Annotated in this window: 19 protein-coding genes; 11 read left to right on the top strand and 8 right to left on the bottom strand. The window is 60.7% G+C overall.

Annotated features, from left to right (window positions below):
- Positions 1-17 precede the first annotated feature (17 nt).
- The gene (secD, locus tag FHX10_RS21205; protein WP_184390148.1) at positions 18-2,567 is read left to right on the top strand and encodes a protein translocase subunit SecD; all 2,550 of its coding nucleotides are present in this window, start codon (positions 18-20) and stop codon (positions 2,565-2,567) included.
- Positions 2,568-2,729: 162 nt separating this feature from the next.
- Positions 2,730-3,446: a sensor histidine kinase gene (locus FHX10_RS21200; protein ID WP_028755576.1), complete on the top strand. Its 717-nt coding sequence runs from the start codon at positions 2,730-2,732 to the stop codon at positions 3,444-3,446.
- A 149-nt stretch (positions 3,447-3,595) separates the two neighbouring features.
- Here the strand turns inward: FHX10_RS21200 and FHX10_RS21195 are convergent, their stop codons facing one another.
- From FHX10_RS21195 to FHX10_RS21185, 3 genes are all read right to left on the bottom strand, one after another.
- Complete coding sequence (locus tag FHX10_RS21195; protein WP_028755577.1) at positions 3,596-4,033, bottom strand: response regulator; 438 nt, start codon at positions 4,031-4,033, stop codon at positions 3,596-3,598.
- A gap of 30 nt (positions 4,034-4,063) precedes the next feature.
- The gene (locus tag FHX10_RS21190) at positions 4,064-4,768 is read right to left on the bottom strand and encodes a helix-turn-helix transcriptional regulator (RefSeq protein WP_028755578.1); all 705 of its coding nucleotides are present in this window, start codon (positions 4,766-4,768) and stop codon (positions 4,064-4,066) included.
- A gap of 482 nt (positions 4,769-5,250) precedes the next feature.
- Positions 5,251-5,628, bottom strand: a complete 378-nt coding sequence (locus FHX10_RS21185; RefSeq protein ID WP_097631201.1) for a response regulator — start codon at positions 5,626-5,628, stop codon at positions 5,251-5,253.
- Positions 5,629-5,820: 192 nt separating this feature from the next.
- Between FHX10_RS21185 and FHX10_RS21180 the strand changes: the two genes are divergently transcribed.
- The 4 genes from FHX10_RS21180 to FHX10_RS21165 are packed head-to-tail and all read left to right on the top strand — an operon-like array spanning position 5,821 to position 11,612.
- The gene (locus tag FHX10_RS21180; RefSeq protein ID WP_184390146.1) at positions 5,821-7,959 is read left to right on the top strand and encodes a sensor histidine kinase; all 2,139 of its coding nucleotides are present in this window, start codon (positions 5,821-5,823) and stop codon (positions 7,957-7,959) included.
- Positions 7,946-8,371, top strand: coding sequence for a response regulator (locus FHX10_RS21175; protein WP_028755581.1), 426 nt, complete (start codon positions 7,946-7,948; stop codon positions 8,369-8,371). The genes FHX10_RS21180 and FHX10_RS21175 overlap by 14 nt, the downstream gene beginning before the upstream one ends.
- A gap of 4 nt (positions 8,372-8,375) precedes the next feature.
- Positions 8,376-9,971 (top strand): response regulator, encoded by a 1,596-nt coding sequence (locus tag FHX10_RS21170; protein WP_097595994.1) that lies wholly within the window; start codon positions 8,376-8,378, stop codon positions 9,969-9,971.
- A gap of 21 nt (positions 9,972-9,992) precedes the next feature.
- Positions 9,993-11,612: a VOC family protein gene (locus FHX10_RS21165; RefSeq protein WP_184390143.1), complete on the top strand. Its 1,620-nt coding sequence runs from the start codon at positions 9,993-9,995 to the stop codon at positions 11,610-11,612.
- A gap of 3 nt (positions 11,613-11,615) precedes the next feature.
- Here the strand turns inward: FHX10_RS21165 and FHX10_RS21160 are convergent, their stop codons facing one another.
- The 3 genes from FHX10_RS21160 to FHX10_RS21150 all read right to left on the bottom strand — a co-directional run bounded on the left by FHX10_RS21160 (position 11,616) and on the right by FHX10_RS21150 (position 14,557).
- Complete coding sequence (locus tag FHX10_RS21160) at positions 11,616-12,509, bottom strand: DMT family transporter (protein WP_168332659.1); 894 nt, start codon at positions 12,507-12,509, stop codon at positions 11,616-11,618.
- Between the two features lie 89 nt (positions 12,510-12,598).
- The gene (locus FHX10_RS21155; protein WP_184390140.1) at positions 12,599-14,035 is read right to left on the bottom strand and encodes an FAD/NAD(P)-binding protein; all 1,437 of its coding nucleotides are present in this window, start codon (positions 14,033-14,035) and stop codon (positions 12,599-12,601) included.
- Between the two features lie 93 nt (positions 14,036-14,128).
- Positions 14,129-14,557 (bottom strand): OsmC family protein, encoded by a 429-nt coding sequence (locus tag FHX10_RS21150; protein ID WP_168332643.1) that lies wholly within the window; start codon positions 14,555-14,557, stop codon positions 14,129-14,131.
- Between the two features lie 143 nt (positions 14,558-14,700).
- Here FHX10_RS21150 and FHX10_RS21145 point away from each other — a divergent pair, with 143 nt between their 5' ends.
- The 4 genes from FHX10_RS21145 to ligD are packed head-to-tail and all read left to right on the top strand — an operon-like array spanning position 14,701 to position 18,635.
- Positions 14,701-14,961: a hypothetical protein gene (locus FHX10_RS21145; protein ID WP_097595996.1), complete on the top strand. Its 261-nt coding sequence runs from the start codon at positions 14,701-14,703 to the stop codon at positions 14,959-14,961.
- 55 nt (positions 14,962-15,016) lie between these two features.
- Positions 15,017-15,250, top strand: coding sequence for a DUF2188 domain-containing protein (locus FHX10_RS21140; RefSeq protein WP_028755588.1), 234 nt, complete (start codon positions 15,017-15,019; stop codon positions 15,248-15,250).
- 18 nt (positions 15,251-15,268) lie between these two features.
- Positions 15,269-16,123 carry a Ku protein gene (locus FHX10_RS21135; RefSeq protein ID WP_097595997.1) on the top strand — a complete coding sequence of 285 codons (855 nt, stop codon included), beginning with the start codon at positions 15,269-15,271 and terminating at the stop codon, positions 16,121-16,123.
- 1 nt (position 16,124) lies between these two features.
- Positions 16,125-18,635: a DNA ligase D gene (ligD, locus tag FHX10_RS21130; RefSeq protein WP_184390137.1), complete on the top strand. Its 2,511-nt coding sequence runs from the start codon at positions 16,125-16,127 to the stop codon at positions 18,633-18,635.
- A gap of 22 nt (positions 18,636-18,657) precedes the next feature.
- Here the strand turns inward: ligD and FHX10_RS21125 are convergent, their stop codons facing one another.
- Positions 18,658-19,461 carry a Ku protein gene (locus FHX10_RS21125; protein ID WP_028757623.1) on the bottom strand — a complete coding sequence of 268 codons (804 nt, stop codon included), beginning with the start codon at positions 19,459-19,461 and terminating at the stop codon, positions 18,658-18,660.
- A 481-nt stretch (positions 19,462-19,942) separates the two neighbouring features.
- Between FHX10_RS21125 and FHX10_RS21120 the strand changes: the two genes are divergently transcribed.
- Positions 19,943-21,277, top strand: coding sequence for an O-antigen ligase family protein (locus tag FHX10_RS21120; protein ID WP_047613565.1), 1,335 nt, complete (start codon positions 19,943-19,945; stop codon positions 21,275-21,277).
- A 50-nt stretch (positions 21,278-21,327) separates the two neighbouring features.
- Here the strand turns inward: FHX10_RS21120 and FHX10_RS21115 are convergent, their stop codons facing one another.
- Positions 21,328-22,473: a right-handed parallel beta-helix repeat-containing protein gene (locus tag FHX10_RS21115; RefSeq protein ID WP_168332646.1), complete on the bottom strand. Its 1,146-nt coding sequence runs from the start codon at positions 22,471-22,473 to the stop codon at positions 21,328-21,330.
- Positions 22,474-22,567 lie beyond the last annotated feature (94 nt).

Below are 22,567 nucleotides of genomic sequence, written 5' to 3'. Positions count from 1 at the left end.
ATATCAAGGAATACAACATGCGTACTTCACCATGGCTGGTGTTCACCTATACGGTGATCATCCTTCTCGGCCTATTGATCGCCCTGCCGAACGTCCTGCCGCAATCCATCCTCCAGCGTATTCCGGCATGGCTGCCGCATGAGCAGGTGTCGCTCGGCCTCGACCTTCGCGGCGGCTCGCACCTCGTTCTCGAAGTCGACGAAGCCGACCTGACCAAGGAGCGGCTGCAATCGCTGCTTCAGGACGCGCGCCGCGTGCTGCGCGAAAAGGGCATCCAGCCGAAAGCCGTGGTCCGCAGCCAGAACCAGATCGTCGTAACACTCGCCGACGCCGCGCAGAGCGATGCCGCCGTCACCGAACTCAAGACGCTCGCCAACCCGATCAGCACCGGTCTCAGCGCCGGCCAGGCCGATCTTGATGTCGCCGCAAGCGGCGCCACGATCACCGTCGGCTTCTCGCCGGCCGGCATTTCCGCCAATGTCGACAACGCCGTTCAGCAGAGCCTCGAAGTCATCCGACAGCGCGTCGACCAGGTCGGCGTCTCCGAGCCGACGATCCAGCGCATCGGCGCCAACCGCGTGCTCGTCCAGCTTCCGGGTGCACAGGATCCGTCGCGCCTGCGCGAACTTCTCGGCTCCACGGCCAAGATGTCGTTCCATATGTTGGCGCCGAACAACCAGCCGGGACCTGGCGTGACCATGCTGAAGGACGATGAAGGCCGGTCCTATCCGGTCCTCGATCGCGTCGAAATCTCCGGCGACCGCCTTTCGGATGCCCGCGTCAGCTTCGACCCCAACACGCATGAGCCGATCGTCAGCTTCCGCTTCGACAGCGCCGGCGCCACCCGCTTTGCCGACATCACCCGCCAGAACGTCGGCAATCCCTTCGCCATCGTCCTCGACGACAAGGTGCTGAGCGCGCCCGTCATCCGCGAGCCGATCACCGGCGGTTCCGGCCAGATCTCCGGCAACTTCTCGGCCGACAGCGCCACGACGCTTGCCGCCATGCTGCGCGCCGGCGCCCTGCCCGCCAAGCTGACCGTCATCGAGGAACGCACCGTCGGCGCCGACCTCGGCGCCGACGCAATCAAGATGGGTATTTATTCCGGCATCGTCGGTTTTGCTCTCGTAGCACTCTTCATCTTCATTCTCTATGGCACCTGGGGCGTGCTGGCGAATGTCGCCCTGTTGATCCACACGATCCTGACCTTCTCCGCCCTGACGCTGGTCGGTGCGACGCTGACGCTGCCGGGCATCGCCGGTGTCGTTCTCGGCATTGGCCTTGCTGTTGACGCCAACGTTCTGATCAACGAGCGCATCCGCGAAGAAACGCGCAAGGGCAAGAGCGCCTTCGCCGCCATCGACACCGGCTTCCGCCGTGCCTATTCGACCATCATCGACGGCAACATGACGGCCCTGATCGCTGCGGCCATCCTGTTCTACTTCGGCTCCGGACCGGTTCGCGGCTTTGCCGTGACCATGGCGCTCGGCCTGATCATCTCGATGTTCACCTCGGTCGCCTTCGTGCGCGTCGCGATGATCGAGATCACCCGCCGCCAGAGGCTGAAGGTGCTGAACATCAGGCCGCTGATCCCGTTCAGCCCCTATGACAAGCACATCCAGTTCATGAAGGCGCGCTTCTTCGGCGTCACCGTTTCGGCGCTCCTGTCGATTGCCTCGGTCGTGCTGTTCATTCACCCCGGCCTCAACTACGGCGTCGATTTCCGCGGCGGCATCCAGATGTCGGTCAGGACCAGTGCCCCGGCCGATCTCGGAACCTTCCGTGAGGGGCTGAACAGCCTCGGCCTCGGCGAAATCTCGCTGCAGTCCTTCGGCGACAACAACAGCATTCTCGTGCGCGCCCAACGGCAGGAAGGCGGCGAAGAGGCACAGACGGCTGCTGTGACCAAGCTGAAGGCCGAAGTCATCAAGCTCGACCCGAAGGCCACCGTCGAAGGCACCGATGTCATCGGTCCGAAGGTCAGCGGCGAGCTTGCCTGGGCCGGCATCCTGTCGGTCGTCATCGCAAGCTTCGCGATGCTGATCTACATCTGGGTGCGGTTCGAATGGCCGTTTGCCGTCGGCGCCATCGTCACGCTGGTGCTCGATGTCACCAAGGCGATCGGCTTCTTCGCAATCACCGGCCTCGACTTCAATTTGACGGCCATCGCCGCCATCCTGACGCTCGTCGGCTACTCGGTGAACGACAAGGTCGTCGTCTATGACCGCATGCGCGAAAACATGCGGCTCTATAAGTCGATGCCGCTGCGCGAGATCATCGACAAGTCGATCAACGAGACCCTGGCACGAAGCCTCTATACCAATGCGACGGCCTTCCTCGCCCTGGTGCCGATGGCGATCTGGGGCGGCAGCGCGGTCTCGAGCTTCGCGATCCCGATGGTCTTCGGCATTCTCGTGGCCGGCGCCTCTTCGATCTTCATCGCGGCGCCGATCCTGCTCTTCCTCGGCGACTGGCGCCGCCGCCATGCCAAGGCGGCACCGGCAACCGATGCGGCAGTCGAAATCATCCCGCCAGAACAGGGCCGCCCGCGCAAATCGGCGACCTGAGAATCTCGTTGTTAACGTACCCTTGAAGAGGGCGCCGGTTGCAGAGCCGGCGCCCTCTTTCTATTGTCGGCGACTGCATTATGTGCCAATTCAAAGTGTTACCGCGTCCTTTGCGCACCTGAAGAGACGCGGCGCTGTCATTGAGATCGGGGAAGCCGCCAGATGTCATCCAACCCGACAAGACCGCCGGAAACCGCTGTCGCCGGCGACAGCGAGGAGCGCATCAAGCGTTTTCTCGCGACCGCCTCGCATGACCTGCAATCGCCGCTGCGCCACATCGCCATGTATGCCGAGCTGCTGCTCGACGATCTCGAGGAGACGCTCGACGGCGAACAGTTGCAGAGCCTCAGGATGATCCTGGAGAAAGCGCAAGCCGCGCAGCGCCTCACCAAGGCATTGATGAGCCTTGCCGGCGGAACGCCCCAGGTGACGCCTGAAGAGGTGGATCTGCAGGCGCTGGCCGACAATATCTGGGGCGAGTTGACCGACGAGACCGAGGTTCGCGGCGCGACGCTTGAAAGCGTGGGCCTGCCCTCCATCCGGACCGATCCTGCCCTGCTCGGGCTGGTGCTGCGGCATCTGCTGACCAATGCCCTCACCTATCGCAGCGAAGCGCCACCGCATGTGACGATTGCGGCAGTGCGAGAGGGCACCGACTGGTTTATCCGCATCTCCGACAATGGCACGGGCATCGATTCGGCCTATCGGGAGCGGATATTCGAGCCCTTCTGGAAATTGCCGAAAGCGGGAGCGGTTCAGGGCGCCGGTCTCGGATTGACGACGGCGCGGGAGTTTCTGACGGCGCTGGGCGGCGATATCAGCCTCGAGCATTCGGATGAAAGCGGCAGCCGCTTCATCATCCGCCTTCCTATTGCTTGAAATCAGCAACTTCCAGCTGAAGCGTGCAGTGGTTTTGCTGGAAATTGCTTTAAAGCGGTTCAGCTTTTAAGGGAGCGCCGAACCGCTCTATCCTTTTGTTTTTACGCAATTCCCGGCAAAAACCGCTTCGCACTTTTCCTGGAATTGCTCTAGATGCTGTAGTCGTCCTTCCAGAAATCCGGGACGTCATAGGTCACATATTCGCGGATGATGTGCTGCAGCGTCTGCGCATCGATTTCGTCCTTGCCGATACGGAAATCGACGCCGTAATCCGGGAATTCCTGGAAATAGCCACCCGATATATCGGTCGAGACGACGCCGATCGGTCCGGTGTAGCCGATGCCGCGCAGTTCCGGCACCGTTTCGCGGAAATCGGCGTTCGGCAGAAGGCGGTTGTCGAGCAGGATGAGATCGAATCGCTCCAAGCGGATCTTTTCCAGCGCGTCACCGATCGAAGGCGAATATTCGACCTCGACGGCCGGCTCGGAGAGATCGGCGATCTTCTTCTTGAGCGCGCGGAATTCGATGAATTCGTCGTCGACAAACAGAACCTTGACGGCGTTCCTTCGGCCCGTTTCGGTGATCATCGTCTCATTTCCCCAATCCCGAAACCAACTTCACGACACCAAACCATTCCTCAAGGCGATCGCCACCATATGAACGCGGTTGACGGCGTCGAGTTTGCGCGCGGCCGCGGTGATGTGCGAATTGACCGTATGTTCGGAGAGACCGAGAATGATGGCGATCTCCGCCGACGTCTTGCCTTCGCTCGTCCATTTGACGATTTCCGATTCGCGCTGCGTCAGCCGTCCGGACATTTCCGGCGTCAGGATTTCCTCGTAGAGCTTGTCGAAAATGCGCATGGCATCGAGAAGCATGTCGGCGATCTCGCTCTGATCGGGCTCCTGACGCTCGCCGCTGAGCACGAGGCAATAGCGCCGCCCTTCCGGCGTGAACAGCGGGATGAACAGAAAGACGCCGCTCAGGAACTCGTTGAAAACCAGCTCGGAGGGATGATCTTCCGGCTGCGCGCTCCGGCCATGGACCGGCGTTGCCAGGAACTGGGCGGACTTTGCCCGGACGGTCCCGAGCGCTTCCTTCAATGTCGTGATGAAAAGGCCGACACGCCGCTCGGCAACATTGGTGATGACGATATCGCGTTCACCGAAAGGAGCTGAAGCCTCGGAAATGCGGGCAAGCGCGAAATTGTCGAAGTTGTAATGCTGCGCCGCCGACTTCAGCAGACGGAAAAAATCGGTGCGGTTGATCGCCCGGCTCAGTTCCGGTCCGGCGTGAAAGGGAATTGCCGGGGCATTGTTCATTCCCACTCTTCCTCTCCTCCCGCCGATGCCTCCGATCCCGAAATCTTGGGATATACGTCTTAGACGCGAAGAGCTACAAAAATTGCGAGACAACTTGATGAGAGATATCGAAAACGGGGACTTTCGATATTTAAGGCGGAAATCATCAATTATCTCAACTACAGGTGATGCACGGGCAGATTTTACTGAGGGGCAGTAGTTCTTACCTGGGTATCGTAAATCTTCTCGTGTTCAACATCCATGAATGCGAGAAGGCAGTGCCAGACGTAAGCGCGAGAGAACCGATAGACCCATTCAGCTAAGGGGTTGGCTGATGTTCGTGGCGGCGAACGCGGGTTCATCGGTTCTCTCAGCGCTTATTTTGCGTTCCATTTCCTTCGCTTCGGTTGCATCTTGTGTTGCGCCCCCGACCTTGTCAATTGCGGTTTGTCGGATGCTCCAGGCAAGCGGCAGAAAACAGGCCGCCGGACTGACGTCGTTTCCTACACTTCAAGATTGAGAATGACTGCGGCAAGGTCAAGGGGTTTTTCGAGATAGAAATCGGCGCCGGCCTCAAGCGCACGCGCGCGATCCTCATCGGCATCCGATCCGCTGCAGATCGCAAGCCGCATCGACTTGAACCGAACATCCCGGCGCAGGCTCAGCACCAGGCCAGTGCCGCTATCGAGCGGCATGTAGAGATCGGTGATCAACAGATCGGGCACGGCCTTGCCTTCCGCCGCGCGCGCCTCCAACGCCTCCAGCGCCATATCGGCTGTCGAAAAGCAGAATAGATCGACGTCTATCTGCTGCTTCCGGCTGATATAGTCGAGATAAAAGAGGTCATCCCTGCTGTCATCGACGTAAAATAGGGTCGGCATCCATCACCGTGATTGGATATTGTTCGAACGAACGTCGCTGTCCTTAGAAATCACGATACCGCGGTTTCACGAAAGTTCGATATATATTACCGCAAGGCATTTCGCAAAAAGCGCGGCATCGCCTTCCCTTTGCCTATTGAGTATTCGTTGATTTCGGAAAAAATGACCGCGCAAACCAAGGAGAATAGGCGGGTGCAGGATAACAGCGACGTGGACCTGCAGGACCAGCGAAGGCGGCACTACCGTGCCTTTGCGATTGCCGTCGGCTGCCTGATGGTCCTTCTCGGCGTGACCGCCCTTGCCGGCTGGCTGCTGCAGGTCGAGATCATTATTTCGCTGGTTCCCGGCTTTCCGTCGATGGCCTTCAACACTGCGCTCTGCTTCGTGCTTTCCGGGACGGGGCTTGCCGCCTCGACACTGACCGGCCGCCGTTTTCGAATAACGGCTACGATGACGGCGGGACTTGCAGCGGCGTTTGCCGCAGCCCGGCTCGTGGAAATCGTCACGATCGGCCGGACTTTCCACAATGTCGACGTGTTGATCTCGCGCTTCCTGGTTCCCCCCGCTTTCATTGTGCAGATCGGCGGCGGCATGGGGCCGAATACGGCGTTGATCTTCCTGATCGCCAATCTTTCGCTGCTGCTTTCGCTCCCGGTGGAGAGGAAAAGCCAGGTGGTGCAGGAGCTGACGAGCTACGTCGTCATGACGCTCGGCATGATCGCGCTGGCGAGCTACGTCACCGATGCCGAACAGGGCTACCGTTGGGGGCCCTATGCAGCGATGGCGCTGCATACGGCGGTCGGCATGGTGATCTTCGGCGCGGGGCTTCTCGCCCGCTCCTGGTGGATGCAGCCGGCAAACCGGGCGCAGATCCCGCTCTGGATCCCGGCTGCCGTGTGCTTCACCGGCCTTCTCGTCGATCTCTATACGCCGCTGGGTGTCGCCAACGGCATTCTCTACGTGCCGCTGGTGCTGACGGCGCTCTGGTTCGGCAACAGGAACGCGCCGCTTTTCTTCGCCTTTGCCTGCACCGTGCTGCTGATGCTCGGCTTCTTCGCCGTCAGGCACGATGAGGCGACATTCTGGCAGGAGATCGCCAACCGCACGATTACGGCCGCCACGCTCTGGCTGATCGCGATCCTCGTCTTCTATTTCATGCGCAACAACTATAACCTCGAAACCGAGCGCGTCCGCTTCGGCGCGTTGTTGCGCGGCACGCCTGATGCCGTCGTCGTCATCGACGATCGTGGAACGATCAGGAGCTTCAATCCGGCGGCGGAAAGCATGTTCGGCTACTCCCCGCAGGACACGATCGGCCGGAACATCAAGATGCTGATGCCCGAACCCTACCATTCCGAGCACGACGGCTATCTCGCCCATTACCGGCAGACCGGCGAGGAACGGATCATCGGCACGACGCGCATGGTCTCCGGACGCCGCAAGAACGGCATCGTCTTTCCGATCGATGTTTCCATCAGCACCGTCGTCACCGGCGATACGAAGATCTTCGTCGGCATCGTGCGTGATATCAGCGAGCGCGTCCGGCAGGAAGAACGGATGAAGGCGACGCTTGCCCAGCTCGAGGCCTATACGGCCGAACTCGAGCGCAGCAACCACGACCTCGATGAATTCGCCTATATCGCCTCGCATGATCTGAAGGAACCGCTGCGCGGCCTGCACAACCACTCCCGCTTCCTCCTGGAGGACTACGAAGACAAGCTCGACGTCGACGGCGTACGCCGGCTGAACCGGCTCGTACGTCTCAGCCAGCGCATGGAGAAACTCGTCAACGACCTTCTGTATTTCTCCCGGCTCGGGCGGCAGCAACTGGCAGTCAAACGCACCGACATCAGCCTGATCGTCAAGGATGTCGTCGCGACGATGGAGCTGCTGCTCGAGGAACGGCATGCCAAGGTCATCATCGACGGCCGGCTGCCGGAAGTGGTCTGCGACGCGCCGCGATTGACCGAAGTGTTCCGCAATCTCATCACCAATGCGATCAAATACAACGACAAGCCGGCGCCGCTCGTCTCGATCGGTTACCTCGACCGGTTCGTCGGCCAGGACGGCACGGTTGCCCGCAACGTGTTTTTCGTTAGAGATAACGGCAAGGGCATACCCCAGGAATTCCATGAGGACATTTTCCGCATTTTCAAAAGGCTGGAAAAGTCGCAGGATTCCGAAGATGGTACCGGAGCAGGCCTCACCTTCGTTCGCAAGATCATCGCGCGACACAATGGCGATATCTGGCTGGAATCCGAGGTCGGCGCCGGCACGACATTCTATTTCACCCTGGGAAGAAAGCGCGAGGGGCAGAATGCAGCAGCGTGACACGCAACCAATCCTGATCGTCGAGGACAGCGAAGACGATTTCGAAGCAACGATGCGCGCCTTCAAACGCACCAACCTGCGCAACTCGATCCGCTGGGCAGCCTCGGGGCAGGAAGCGCTCGACATGCTCGGCGTGATGGCACCGAAACCGGGGCTGATCCTGCTCGATCTCAACATGCCGGGCCTTGACGGCCGCAAGACGCTGGAGGCGATCAAATCGAACGCCGGCTGGCGCAAGATCCCGGTGGTGATCCTCACGACCTCCGACGACGAGCGCGATATCGAAGGCTGCTATGCGCTCGGCGCCAATACCTATGTGCAGAAGCCGGTCGATCTGGACGGGCTCTTCGCTGCGATCCAGCGGCTGAAGGAATACTGGTTCGAAATCGCGATCCTGCCGCTCGAGGACTGACAGATTGGCGGAAGTCTGCAGCATTCTCATCATCGACGACAATATCGACGATCGCGAGGTCTATCGCCGCATATTGGGCCGCGTCTCCAGCACCGCCTATACGGTCGTGGAGGCGGAGACAGGTGAAGAGGGCCTGGCGTTGAACGGCCGGAAACGGCCGAACTGCATCCTGCTCGACTATTCGCTTCCGGGGCGCGACGGTCTCGGCGTTCTTGCCGATATCCTGGAGGCCGATCCCGCCGCCAACGTCATCATGCTGACCGGCCAGGGCAGCGAAACCGTGGCCGTCGAGGTGATGAAGAGCGGGGCGCGCGACTATCTGACAAAGGATTCCCTGTCGCCGGAAACACTGCATCGCTGCATCCAGAACGCCATCATGCACGGCATGCTGGAAGCAAAGCTGGAGCAGAAGCGGCAATCGCTCGAGATCTTCACGCGCGCCATGGCCCATGATCTGAAGGAGCCGCTGCGGACGATCAAATCCTTCAGCCGCATCCTGCACGGGTCGTCGGCGCTTCCGGCCGAAGACCGCGAACTGCTCGATTACGTGCTCAGCGCCGCCGACCATATGGAAGATCTGATCGTCAAGGTCTCGGGCTTCACCAGGCTCGAGGCCTCCGGCGGACCGGAGCTCAGGCCGGTCTCGCTCTCCGCTGTGCTCGACCAGGTGGAGGACAATCTGCGCCAGCAGACCGAGAGCCGAGGAGCCGTCATCATCCGCGGGGCGCTGCCGGAGGTGATGGGCGATGCGACGCTGCTGACCCAGCTTTTGCAGAACCTGGTGTCGAATGCCATCCGCTATTGCGACCAGAAGGTTCCGGAGGTCAGCATCACCGGGCAAGCGCAGCGCGATATCTGCCGTCTCACAGTGCGCGACAACGGACCCGGCATTGATCCCGAGCACCGCGAACTGATCTTCCAGCCGTTCAAGCGCCTCGTCGGCCGTGGCATCGAAGGCACCGGGCTCGGCCTTGCCATCTGCCGCCGCATCGCGCAGTTGCATGGCGGCTCGATCTGGTGCGAGCCGGAAAATGGGCCGGGCGCCACCTTCGTTGTCGAAGTGCCGCTCGCCGAGGCAAGGCCCGCGCCGGCCGTCGCATCGGCCATCCCGCACAGCGCCAGGCCGGCGGAGCAGCCAGGCGAAGGTTCGGGCAGGCTCGCCGAAGTGCTGCTGGTGGAAGACAGCCCGGCCGACATCCAGATTCTGAAGATCAAGCTGATGCGCCGGGAGAAGGTGAATTTCAACCTGCATGTCGCCACCAATGGACGCGAGGCGATGCGGCTGCTCGAAGAGCGTGCCGGCATCGCCGATGTGCCGCAGATCGACCTGATGCTGCTCGACATCAACATGCCGATCATGGACGGCTTCGAGGTGCTGCATGCGCTTTCCGCCGATGTTCGCCTCAAGCGAATTCCCGTCTGCATCCTGAGCACCTCAAGCGATGAGACCGACATGCGGCGGGCCAGAAATCTCGGCGCGCGCGCCTATATGGTCAAGCCGCCGACCCTGCAGCAACTGGAAGAGGCACTCGAAGATGTCGAACATTTGGAATTGCTGCAGCGCGGCGATTCGCTTGCACTTTGTGCGGAACAAAACTAAGCGACGGTCATTGGCAACGGTATGACCTTCGCAGCTCTCATACTCGCGCTCCTGACGACGCCGCTTCAATCAGGACTGCTCTCGATGGTATCAGGCATTCATCACGTCACGGCCGTAACCCGAAAGGTGCAGGCGAACGTGGACTTCTACGCCGGGTTTCTCGGCATGCGGCTCGTCAAGCAGACAGCCGGTTACGAGGATGCGACGCAGCTTCATCTCTTCTATGGCGATGCGGCGGGGACGCCGGGTTCCCTCCTCACCTTTCTCGCCTGGGAAGATGGCGCCCCCGGCCGGGTGGGCTTCGGCCAGATCAGCGAAATATCCCTGTCGATCGATCCCGCCAGCATCGGCTATTGGCTGACGCGCGCCATGAGCTTCGGCCTGCGCTCGGAGGGGCCGGCCGACGAATTCGGCGAGCCTGTGCTGCGGCTGAAGGACCCCGACAACATCATCCTCAAGCTCGCAGGCACAAAGACCCTGGCATCGCCGGCCGCCTGGGACGGCGCCTCGATCCCGATCGAGCATGCCGTCCAGCGCGTGCGCGGCGCCACCATGCTGACGGAGAAGCCCGCCGAAAGCCGCAGCTTCCTCGAGACCCATTTCGGTTATCGCTTCCAGGCCAATCGTGGCACGATCGACAGGCTGGTGTCGCAATCCGGCGACGTCATCGACGTGCGCGATGCGCGCGGCTTCTGGTCCGGCGCGCCAGGCACCGGCACGATCGACCACGTCGCCTTCCGCGCCGCCGACGAGGACACGCTGCTTTCGGTGCGCAAGGCACTGGAAGCGACCGATGCGTCGCCGACCAATATGCACGACCGCAAATATTTCCGCTCGCTTTACGCCCGCGAGCCCGGCGGCACGCTGGTGGAGCTTGCCACCGACAAGCCCGGCATGACCGTGGACGAAGAACAGGCCGCCCTGGGGACGAAGCTGTTCTCCCCGCCCGAAGCCATCACCAATCTCCATGACCTGAAGGTGGTGCTGCCGCAGTTTTCGATGCCCGGCCAGCCGCGCGTCAACTATCGCGAGCTGCCATTCGTCCATCGCTTCTATACGCCCCCCGATCCCGATGGCAGCGTCTTCGTGCTGCTGCACGGTTCCGGCGGCAATGAGACGACGCTGATGCCGCTCCTGAACAAGGCGGCGCCGCGGGCGACGCTGCTCGGCGTGCGCGGCCGGGCGACGGAGGAAGGCTTTCCGCGCTGGTACAAGCGCATCACCCCCTTCTCCTTCGACCAGAACGACATCAAGACCGAGGCCGAAGCCTTCGCGGCCTTCATCGAAGGCGCCGTCAAATCCTACGGGCTCGATCCTCAGAAGGTCGTCTATGTCGGATATTCCAATGGCGCCAACCTGTTGAACTCGCTGCTCTACCTGCACCCGAACCTGGTTCACAAGGCGGTGCTGCTGCGCTCCATGCCGGTGCTCAGCGACTATCCGCATGCCGATCTCAAAGGCACGGACCTGCTCGTCATCAGCGGCAAGACCGATGCCTACGGCAAATATGCGAGCGAGCTGGAAGAGAGGCTGAAGAGTTCGGGCGCCACCGTCGATTCCGACGTCATCCCCGGCGGCCACGATCTCGGCGATGCCGACATTCCGATCATCCAGAAATGGCTGCTGCAGGAAAATCGCTGACGATCAGCCGCGGCGGGCAACCATGATGCCGGCAAGCACGATGGCGCCGCCGAGCGCCTGCATCGCCCCGATCGCCTCGCTCAGCAACGCCCAGGCGAGGATGGCCGCGACGACCGGCTGCAGCAGCAGCGTCAGCGAGGAAAAGGCCGGCGGCAGATAGGCGAGCGCATAGGTGATCGCCACCTGCCCGCCGGCATGGCTGATAAAAGCCAGGCCGAAAACGATCGACCAGCCATAGACGGTCGCGGGCAGCATATGGCCCTCATAGATGAGGCCGATCGGAAAGATGCAGACGGCGGCGCAGGCCGTGCTCCACAACATGATGCGGATCGTATCGAACCGGCTGCGTAGCCTGCCGATCGCCAGGATGTAGCAGGCATAGAAGAAGGCGGCGATCATCGCCATGCCGTCGCCGCTGAGATCGCCATTGCCGACAGCTGCCGGCCCGCCCTTCAGAATGACGACGCCGCAGAGCGCCACGGCAAGTCCGAGGATGAAAATGCGGCTGATCTGCGCGCTGAAAAAGAGGAAGGCGATCAGCGTGACGAAAACCGGCGCAAGGTTGGCAAGCAGCGTCGCATTGGCGACCGACGTCATGGTGAGCGACAGGTGCCAGGCGCCGAGATCGAGCGCCAGCATGACGCCCGGGAGAACCAGCATGCCGTAGTCGGAAAGATTTTGCGGCTTCGGACCCCCCTCCTTCTTCATCAGCGAGACGATGAAGATCGGGATCAGTGCCAGCGCCACGCGCCAGAAGGCGGTCGCCATCGGCCCGACCTCGGACAGCCTGACGAAGATCGGCGAGCCGCCGATCGCCGCCCCGCCGAGAAGGAGGGCCGCAAGGGCAAAACGATTGGAAGGCGAGGCTTCGGAAAGGGTGGAGGCAGGCTGCGACATGATCTCGATATTCTTGGTCACCCGGATGCCGGGTGCGTATCAGAAGTCGATCACCGGCGACAGCCGAAGAACGACATATTGATCGAAAATCAGGCAGGATGCCTATTCGTCGCGCGCGTCCTCAGCTTTTCGGCGATCTCGCCGGCGACGAAGAAGGCATGCTCGGTCACCTGCGGCAGTCCCATCAGCTCGCCGAACGTGCCGCGCGCCAGCGGGCCGGAGATCAGCAGCGAGGGATCGGCCCGTCCGGATGGGCCGATCGCCTCCGAACGCTCGGTACAGGCAAGGCCGAGGCCGGTCGGGTCGAGCGCCAGGTGACCGTCTGCCGCAAGTGCTGCAAGCCAGGGCTGGGTTTCGAGGATGCCGCCATGCGCCGGGCCGGTGGTGACGACGACAGCGTCATAAGGTCTCTCCAGCGGTTGGCGCTGATGACGCGGCTGCAGGGTGCAAAGGATCAACTCGCCCTCGATGCGCGCATCGACGACCGAGCCGGCCAGGATATCGAGGCGGCCCGCAGCAACCGCCGCGTCGAGCACGGCCTCGACCTGCGGGGCGATCCGGAAACGGTGCACGTCCCAATAGGGACGCAGATGGCGGACGAGACGGCGCCGTTCGGCAACCGGCAGCGCCTGCCAGAGTTCGTATCCCTGCGCCCGCACCTGATCGATCACGCCATGCCAGCTGATGCCGTCAGCCTTCGCCGCATCGATGGCGGTGCGGATCCCCGCCAGCAGCGAAACGGCGGAATGGGTCGCATCGGAGACGAAATCGCCGAAAAGCGGCTGCGCGACCGACGCATGGCCGCGAGACCGCAGACCGCGCCGCGAGATCGCGGTCACCGGACCGTCATGTCCGCGCTGCGCCAGCGAGGCAATCACATCGGCGGCCGTCAGACCGTTGCCTATGACCAGCACCCGGTCATGCGGGCGGATCGCGTCGAGCGCTCCGGGCTTGGTGGTATCGGCGACGAAACGGGGATGGGCCGCAAGCCGGATCGCAAGCCGGCCGGGAGCTGCCGGCGGCGGATGGCTGGTGGCGATCGCGACGATATTGGCCTCCGTCACGCCGCCCTTGTCGTCGAGGATCGACCAGCGGCCGGCACGGCGTTCGACACCCGTCACCGCGGCGCGGCAATGACGCACGCTCCCGTCTTCCAGCAGCGGTTTCAGCAGGGAGGCGACATACTCGCCGAAGAGCCGGCGCCGGGGGAAGAATGAGCCATCGGGCTGCCTGGCCTCGGGATCGTCGGCGACGGCATCGCGGGCTTCGATCCAGGCCTGGAATTCACTCAAGTCGCCCGGCTGCAGGCTCATCTTGGCGGCCGGCACATTGATGCGATGAGCCGGATCATCCGTGTCATAGGCAAGGCCGCGGCCGAGTTCGGCGCGCGGCTCGAAGACCACGATGGCAGGACGCTCGCCGCAGTCGGCCTTAGCGAGATGATAGGCGACGCCGGCGCCGGAGATACCGCCGCCAATGATGGCAACGACGGGTTGTGCGGACGTCGGGAGAGGCTTGGGCTGCATGGTGGCCGGGATCGTTGCTTCGATATCCGAGCATAGAAGCGGGGCAGCGGTCGCGCAATCCTTCCGCCGCTATTGTCTATAATTTTTATAGGCTTATCCCGATATTGTCGTCGAGAATTCGGGATTGCCGCGGATGGTGTTGCTCACCGTGCAGATCTCGTCTTCGGCGGCGTGGGCGATCTTCTGCCGGGTTTCCTCGTCGATATCACCCTTGATCGAGAAGGCGATGTTGAACTTGGCAACGCGCGAAAGGCCTTCCGTCGCCTTCTCGCCGGTGACGTCGGCAGTGATTTCGCTGATCTTGTCGAGAACGCCCATCTGGCTGGCGATGATGCGGGCGCTGAGCACCAGGCAGGCCGAGAGCGAGGAATAGAGCAGGTCGAGCGGATTGAAGCCCGGCTGCGACGGCGCGGTGACGATATCGATCTCACCCTTGGTGGCGGAGATGACGTGCGGGAAACCGGTGCGGCCGACCACGGCGGTGGCGCCGGTCGGGCGGGGGCGAATCTTGAGATCGGCCATATTGAAATCCTCTCGCAAATATCCTCCGGATGGCGATTCCGCCTGATGCGGCAATGGCAAAGCCCGCCCACCGGTTTCGGAACCTTTCCATCCCTCATCAGTTGAATACACCTGAACGAAATCAGTGACAAAGGTGGATTGCGATGGTGCACGTCCGCAGCATGGATAACCAAGGCCGGCGGATGGATGCTCGCGATCGGCTGATCGTCGCGCTCTATGCGCAGTTGAAGGCCGAGCGAGAGACGCGAGAAACGCTGGAATGGGCGATCCGCAACGGCGCCGTCTCGAAGGAGGTGCTGGAGGCGATCGCGGCCGATCCGGTTCCCGTCGTCACCAGCGAGGATATCGCATCGCTGGAGAAAATCATCGCCCTCGATGAACGGCGCAAAACAAATCGGAACTAGAGCAGGATGCCAACGCCATCATGCTCCCTATTTGATTGAGAAGAGGAGATCCGAAATGGCCGATATCACCTATCAGGTCGTCCCGCATGACAATGGCTGGGCCTATAAGCTCGGCGATACGCTTTCGGAAACCTATGCGACGGCTGATGAAGCGATCTTCCATGCCAAGGACGCCGCGTCGCGCCAGAAGATCGGCGATGGCGATGCGCTGCTCGCCTATCCCGCGCCTGACGGCCGCGGCTGGGCATTTCAGGAACTCGAAACCGACAAGAGCGGCAGCCGGCTCTGATTTGCGACGGAGGATGGAATGGCCGCTCGGGCAAGCTGGAAGGGTCATCTGAAGGTGGGCGACCTTGCCTGCGCCGTCGGGCTCTACACCGCCGTTTCCTCCTCCGACCGCGTCTCCTTCAACATCATCAACCGCAGGACCGGCCATCGGGTGGAACGGCAATTCGTCGACAGCGAGACCGGCAAACCGGTCGAGCGGGACGACCAGGTCAAGGGCTACCAGATTGAGAGCGGCGACTACATCGTCATCGAGGGCGACGAGATTGCCGAGATCATGCCGGAGAGCGACAAGGTGCTGAATATCAAGGCTTTCATCGCCCTCGACGGGATCGACAAGCTTTATTTCGACCGCCCTTATTATCTCGCCCCCGTGGACGAGCATGACGAGGAGGCGCTGTCGCTGATCGCCAGGGGCATGCGCGACGGCAAGGTCGCAGCACTCGCCGAAGCCGTGCTTTTCCGGCGCAACCGGACGCTGCTGATCCGCCCTCATGACGATTACATCGTCGCGACGATGCTGAACTTCGATTACGAGGTGCGCTCGGCCGATACGGTCTTCAAAGACATTCCCGACATCAAATTCGACAAGGAGATGATCGAGCTTGCCGGCCATATCATTGGCACCAAGCAGGGCAGCTTCGAACCAAGCGAATATGAGGATCGGTACGAGGCGGCCCTCGTCGAACTGGTGAAGGCGAAGATCGAGGGCCGGGCACCGCCGAAGAAGAAGAAGCAGCCGGAGCGCAAGGTCGTCGACCTGATGGAGGCGCTGCGCCAGAGCGCGAAGATGAGCGGCAAGGCCCCACCAACGAAGGATCCGGCAAAGAAGAAGGCGCCGGCGCGCAGCGACAGCCACAGCAAGAAGGCAAGCTGAGATGGCTCTCGAAACCTATCAGGCGAAACGCAATTTCAAGCTCACCCCCGAGCCACGCGGAAAAAAGGGCCGCAGCAGCGGCAACAGCTTCGTCATTCAGAAGCACGATGCGACCCGGCTGCACTATGATTTCCGGCTGGAGATGGATGGGGTGCTGAAGAGCTGGGCGGTGACGAAAGGACCAAGCCTCAACCCGGAGGATAAGCGGCTCGCCGTGCATGTCGAAGATCACCCGCTCTCCTATGGCGATTTCGAGGGCATTATCCCGAAGGGGCAATATGGCGGCGGCACCGTCATCGTCTGGGATCGCGGCACCTGGACGCCGCATGGCGATGCGCACAAGGCCTACCGCAAAGGCCATATGGAATTCGAACTCGACGGCGAGAAGCTGAAAGGCCGCTGGCATCTCGTGCGCATGCACGGCCGGCCAGGTGAAAAGCGTGAGAACTGGCTCTTGATCAAGGGCGACGACGCCGAGGCGCGCCATGACGGCGACATCCTCGACGAACGGCCGGAATCAGCCAAAACGGGCCGGCAGCTCGAAGAGGTGGCGGATAATCCCGAAGCGACCTGGAATTCCAAAGCGAAGAACGGCAAAGGGATTGCCGTCAAAAGACCGGCTCCGAAGGCAAAAGCCGCCGCACCCCGGGAACGCGACTGGCCGAAGGGCGCGCGCAAGACCGCGATGCCGGATTTCATCGAACCGGCCCTTGCCAAGCTGAAGCCGAAGCCGCCGGCGGACGATCGCTGGATCCATGAGATCAAGTTCGACGGCTATCGCCTGCAGGTCAGGATCCGGGACGGCGAGGTCAGGATGCTGACCCGCAGCGGGCTCGACTGGACACCAAAATTCGGCAAGGACGTGCTCGATGCCTTCGCCGCCCTGCCGGTGCGATCGGCGGTGATCGACGGCGAGATCGTCGTCGAGCGCGATACCGGCGCCTCGGATTTCTCGGCGCTGCAGCAGGATTTGAGCCAAGGCCGCGATGATCGCTTCGTCTTCTATGCCTTCGATCTTCTGTACCTCGACGGCCACAGCCTGCTCAACGCGACGCTCCTCGATCGCAAACATCTGCTCGAAACCCTGATACCCGGCGACGACGACAAGCTGCGCTACAGCGCGCATTTCAACGAAAGCGGCGGACTGGTGCTCGACCATGCCTGCCGGCTCAGCCTCGAAGGCGTGATCTCCAAGCTGCGCGACAGCAAATATACGTCGGGACGGAAGGGCGAGTGGATCAAGTCGAAATGCTCGCATCGGCAGGAATTCGTCATCGGCGGCTACGTTCCGTCGACATCGATGAAGAATGCGATCGGCTCGCTGGCGATGGGGTATTACCAAAACGGCGAACTCAGACATGTCGGCCGTGTCGGCACCGGCTATACGGTGGCAACGGCGCAGATGCTCCATGAGAAGCTGTCGCGGCTGACGCAGAGCGAGAATTCCTTCGACGACAAACTGACATCGGAGGAACGGCGCGGGCTGATCTATGTGAAACCGCAACTGGTCGGCGAAGTGGAATTCCGCGCCTGGTCGGCCGACGGCAATCTGCGCCATGCCGCCTTCCGCGGCCTGCGCGAGGACAAGCCGGCAAAGGACGTGACGCGCGAAACGGAAAAGACCACAGCCCGCGCTTTGCCGAAATCGGCGGTGGCGCTCACCCATCCCGACCGCATCTACTGGCCGGACGAGGGCGTTGCCAAGGAGGGCCTGGCGAATTACTACGCCCAGGTGTGGCGCTTCATGGCGCCCTATGTCGTCAACCGGCCCCTGGCGCTGCTGCGTCTGCCCGACGGGATCGAGGGCCGGCAACGGTTCTTCCAGAAACATGCCTGGAAGGGCATGAACCCGCATATCGGCGAGATAACCGATCCGAAGGACAAGCAGGGCGAGAAGCTGCTGCGCATTACCGATTTCGATGGCGTCGTGGCGCTGGTGCAATCGGCCGTGCTGGAAATCCACCCCTGGGGTGCGACGACCGACAATTGGGAAAAGCCCGACATGATCACCATGGACCTCGACCCCGGCGAGGAGGTGGCGTGGGAGAATGTGATCGCCGCGGCTTACGAATTGAAGGAACGGCTGGAGGCCGAGGGTCTCGCCGCTTTCGTCAAGACCACAGGCGGCAAGGGACTGCATGTGGTGACGCCGCTTGCACCGAAGGCCGGCTGGCTGGAGGTGAAGGGCTTTGCCAAATGGCTTGCCGACAGCATGTCGGCCGATGATCCCCAGCGCTATCTCGCGACGGCGACCAAAGCCAAGCGCCAGGGAAGGATCTTCATCGACTATCTCCGCAACGGCCGCGGCAATACGGCGGTCGCACCCTATTCGACGCGGGCAAGGCCGGGGGCTGCGGTGTCGATGCCACTGGAATGGGATGAGCTCACCGCCGACATCGGGCCGGCCTATTTCACGGTGGACAACACGCCGACGCGGCTGGACGCCTTGCCGAGAGATCCTTGGGACGGGTTTTTCGCGGCAGCGAAACCGCTGGAAAAGAAGAAGCGATAGCGGATCGGCAATACCCTTTCGCCTAATGCGGTTTGCGCCCGCTCTCAGCAGCCAGGCTCTTTTTCAACGCATCCATGATGTTGATGACGTTGCCGGTCGATTTCACCGGGGCAGGCTTTTTCGCGGGCGCGGTCTTCTTCAGGCTCTTCTGCTTGCCGCGGATCATCGCCTTCAGGCGTTTCTGAATCGGATCCTGCACCATCGTGGGGCTCCAATCCTTGGTCTCTTCCTTCACCAGTTGCTTCATCAGCGTCAGCAGCTTGCTGTCGATCTCGGTGTTGCTATCGAGTTCGGCTATGGGATCACGCACCTCGTCGCCATAACGCAGGGTCCAGAGAACGATGCCTTTGCCTTGCGGCTCCAAGAGCACGGCACGCTCGCGACGATAGAGAACCAGACGGGCGATGCCGACGACATCATTCGCCTTCATCGCCTCGCGGATGACGCAGAAGGCTTCCACCCCGACCTTGTCCTCGGGCGCCAGAAAATGCGGCTTGTCGTACCAGATCCAGTCGATCGAGCCGCGCGGCACGAAACTGTCGATGTCGATGGTGCGGGTGCTTTCGAGCCCGACCTCCTCGATTTCCTCGTCTTCGAGCAGAACATAATCGTCCTCGCCGCGCGGATAACCCTTCACCTGGTCCCGCTCGGCCACAGGTTTGTGAGTGACGCTGTCGACATAACGGCTTTCGACGCGGTTCTTCGTCTGGCGATTGAGGACATGGAAACGAACCTTGTTGCTTTCGGTCGTGGCCGGCGTCAGCGAGACGGCGGCGGTGACGAGCGAGAGCTTGAGATAGCCTTTCCAGAATGTCTGACGTGCCATGTCTGTCCTGCCTCCCGGACATGGTTGGGCATCGTTATCAACGGCCTGTTCGGTCTTTGGTTCCGGGAGCTGATGAGGTTTCGATTGACGACGACAGCCAGCGTCCCGGCGCGCGGCAGCGGGTGGCTCGAACCAGTTGAGCGCGACATATTGGAAGGTTTAGCAAACTGGATTCGAGGAATGATATGGCTTAAAGTGGCGCCACATGGCGGGTTAAAGCAGGAACTGCAGCAATAACTCGTTGGTCTGGCTCATGAATTTCGCGCCAACCATATACTGCAGGAAGAGCGACGTGTCGGCTGTTTTGGATTGTGGGAGTGGTCAACCGATCGAAATCTATCGATTTGTGATGGGTCGTAGACAGAAACCAGTGTCGATGATTTCAATGTCGCATACAGAGTCCAGCAGAGGTAAATTGTAATTTTGGCTCAGTCCTATTTCGAATAGGAACATCCCCGAATATGAGATAGAAGAGCTCTTAATGGCGATACAAGACGCGTCTATAGCACGAGACTATTATCAAGGCAGCCACCGTCGGCGGACTGCTTCCAGATGGCGCGTCAGACGGGACGTGCTGGCGAAGCTGGTGCTTACTGTCGCATTTTACGCCGCACTTTGGCGGGCGACCGGCATGTGGTACGGACTGCCGGCAAATTTCGATGACGGCGCGTCGGTAGACCCGCTTCCGATGAAGCTGATGCTTTACAGCCTTATCCCGTTGTCCGGTTTGTATTTTCTGTTGGAACAACGGCAATTCATACGGACCTTTTCAAGAATTTCGCCCCTCATCGGGGTCGTTGCCATTTCCTGTCTGACATCAATCGTGTTCTCGATTGACAGAGGGGCGTCTTTAAAGGGATTGGCCGCCGTCATTGTTCTTGCGCTCCCGCCGCTGCTTTATCGCGCGCGGTATGGCAACGTGGAAGCGTTTCGCATCCTGGGGCGTTTTGCGATCGCGGCCGCATTTATCAATGTTCTCTATACTGCCGCTTTCCCGCAATTTGCCATCATGCGTGGCAGCTATGCCGGCATGGTAAAGGGGGCGTTTTACCACAAGAATACGTTGGGACAATTTTGCTCGGTCAGCTTTGTGTGTCTGTTGTCAACGCAGAAGCTAGGCCGACTTCGTTACAGCACGCTTGTACGGTGGGCTGCGATGCTTTGCCTCCTCGCTTTGATTGTAGCGACAAAGTCGTCGACCGCGGTTGTATTGACGATGTTCGGCAGTGTCATGCTGTATGCGATCCGGATTATCCACGTCTATCCAAATCGCCTTTTTCGCTCATTTGTCGTCGCCCTGCTGTTTCTTCTGGTGGGTTTTGCCGCCAGTTTCATTTATTTGGGTGTGGCCTCTGCCGTTGCTGAAGCTTTCGGCAAAGACCTTACTTTCTCGGGGCGCACCAACATCTGGGAACAGCTGTTTCCGCTGATATGGGATAGGCCTTTAACCGGCTATGGCTTTGCGATGTTCCGTCAGCCTGATGTCATGGAGGAATACGTCAAGGTGACGTTCGACGCGCGGTCGACGCACAACACCTATCTCGAACTTGCCCTCAATATCGGCATTCCCGGTATAGGCGCATGGGTCTTGTTTTTGGTGACTCGTCTGTTCCGAAAGATGACAATCGTCGAAGCCGATCAAGAGCGATCGGGCGCCAGACGGAAGGAGATCGTGATTATCATCCTGATCATGCTTGGATCCATGACAGAGGCAGGGATGATGCTCGCACCTTTTATTCTCTGGCCACACACTGTGATTGCACTCTCCGAGCTGCGTCCGAGGCTGTTGGCAAACCGGAGACCGCGTGAGGCTTGAGACACGGAGGCTTCACGGGGGCTCCGCTCCGCCTGGTCTCCGTGTGGCGATTAAAGCGAGAGATAGCGCTTCTGCCAAGGCAGCATGTTTTCTTGCCATGCACGCGGCGTGAAATCGTCATAGGCCGTCTCGGCAATCGCCAACATCCAATTCTGCCCCTTGCGGGCCAGCAAGACGCATGACAATTCCATGCCAGGCTCGATCGCAATGGAGGGCCGGTTGGCGCCTGATATATCGATCCCCTTGTCCCGCCACTGGATGCGGATTTCGTCGGGCTCGGATGTCCATTCGCCGGAGGAAACGGAAGCCTTTCCGTCCGGCTTGACGCGAAGCGGCGGCGGCGTGACGTTCAGAAAGCTGCCGTCGTTGAGATAGTTGCCTTCGACTTCCCCTGCAGTCGCTTTGCCGTTTCCTTTCAGAAAGATGTCCTGCTTGCACCGCAAGAATATGTTGCGTCGAAAACTTCCAGACCACGGCCGATTGGCGAAAAACCCGATCTCACATTCGCTGATCACGTTATCGTGGATATTCATGTCTTTGCGAAATGCCAGGCTCTGGTCCGAGTAACCGCTCAAACTCACGCCACGATTGCTGTTCTCGATCCTGTTGTCATAAACATGGTGGCCAGCATGGTCGACTTGATCGCCAACCCCATACCCGAAGGAATAATCATTCATCTTACCGTCACGCATGACGTTACTGCGCACGACGGCATCGTCACCGATCGATGAAAAGGAGAAATTCTTCCCCCCGATGAAATTGTATTCAACATGGTATTGTCGCGTTCTGCCGCAAACCAGCGCCCCCTTGTTGGATGTGCTGGTCGGCGACTGAAGAAAAAGGTTGCCCCGAACCACCACATTGGAGCTCACATTGCGGTCGTCGTTTTCGTAGGCGAATTGGCAGCAATCCGCTCCCTGGCCGGGCGCCGGGCCGACGCGGTTGTTCTCCAGCAACACGTCCGACGTCATTGTAAGGTAAATCCCGTCGCCCTTCACATTCTCGGTCTCACAGCGCCGTATGACGAGATTCCTGCCATTGTGAAATTTGAAGCCGCGGGGAGAATTCTTGACGACAACGTCTTCGACCACCGTATCGGAAAACACCTGATAGGCGACGCCGATGTCCGGAGCGCCGTCGATGACCTGTCCCCGTGTGGATGCACCGTGAATTTTCTTTCGCAAGATGGCGGGCATCGGATCTCCATTCGATACGGTTACAGCTCGTAATAATGAGGGGTCGTGTGGCGGATGTTTGAATATCTGGAAATTATCTTGACCTGAACGACCG

It is taken from the genome of Rhizobium sp. BK591 (assembly GCF_014195045.1).
Lineage (GTDB): Bacteria > Pseudomonadota > Alphaproteobacteria > Rhizobiales > Rhizobiaceae > Rhizobium > Rhizobium anhuiense.
This window is presented reverse-complemented; position numbering and strand designations above follow the sequence as displayed.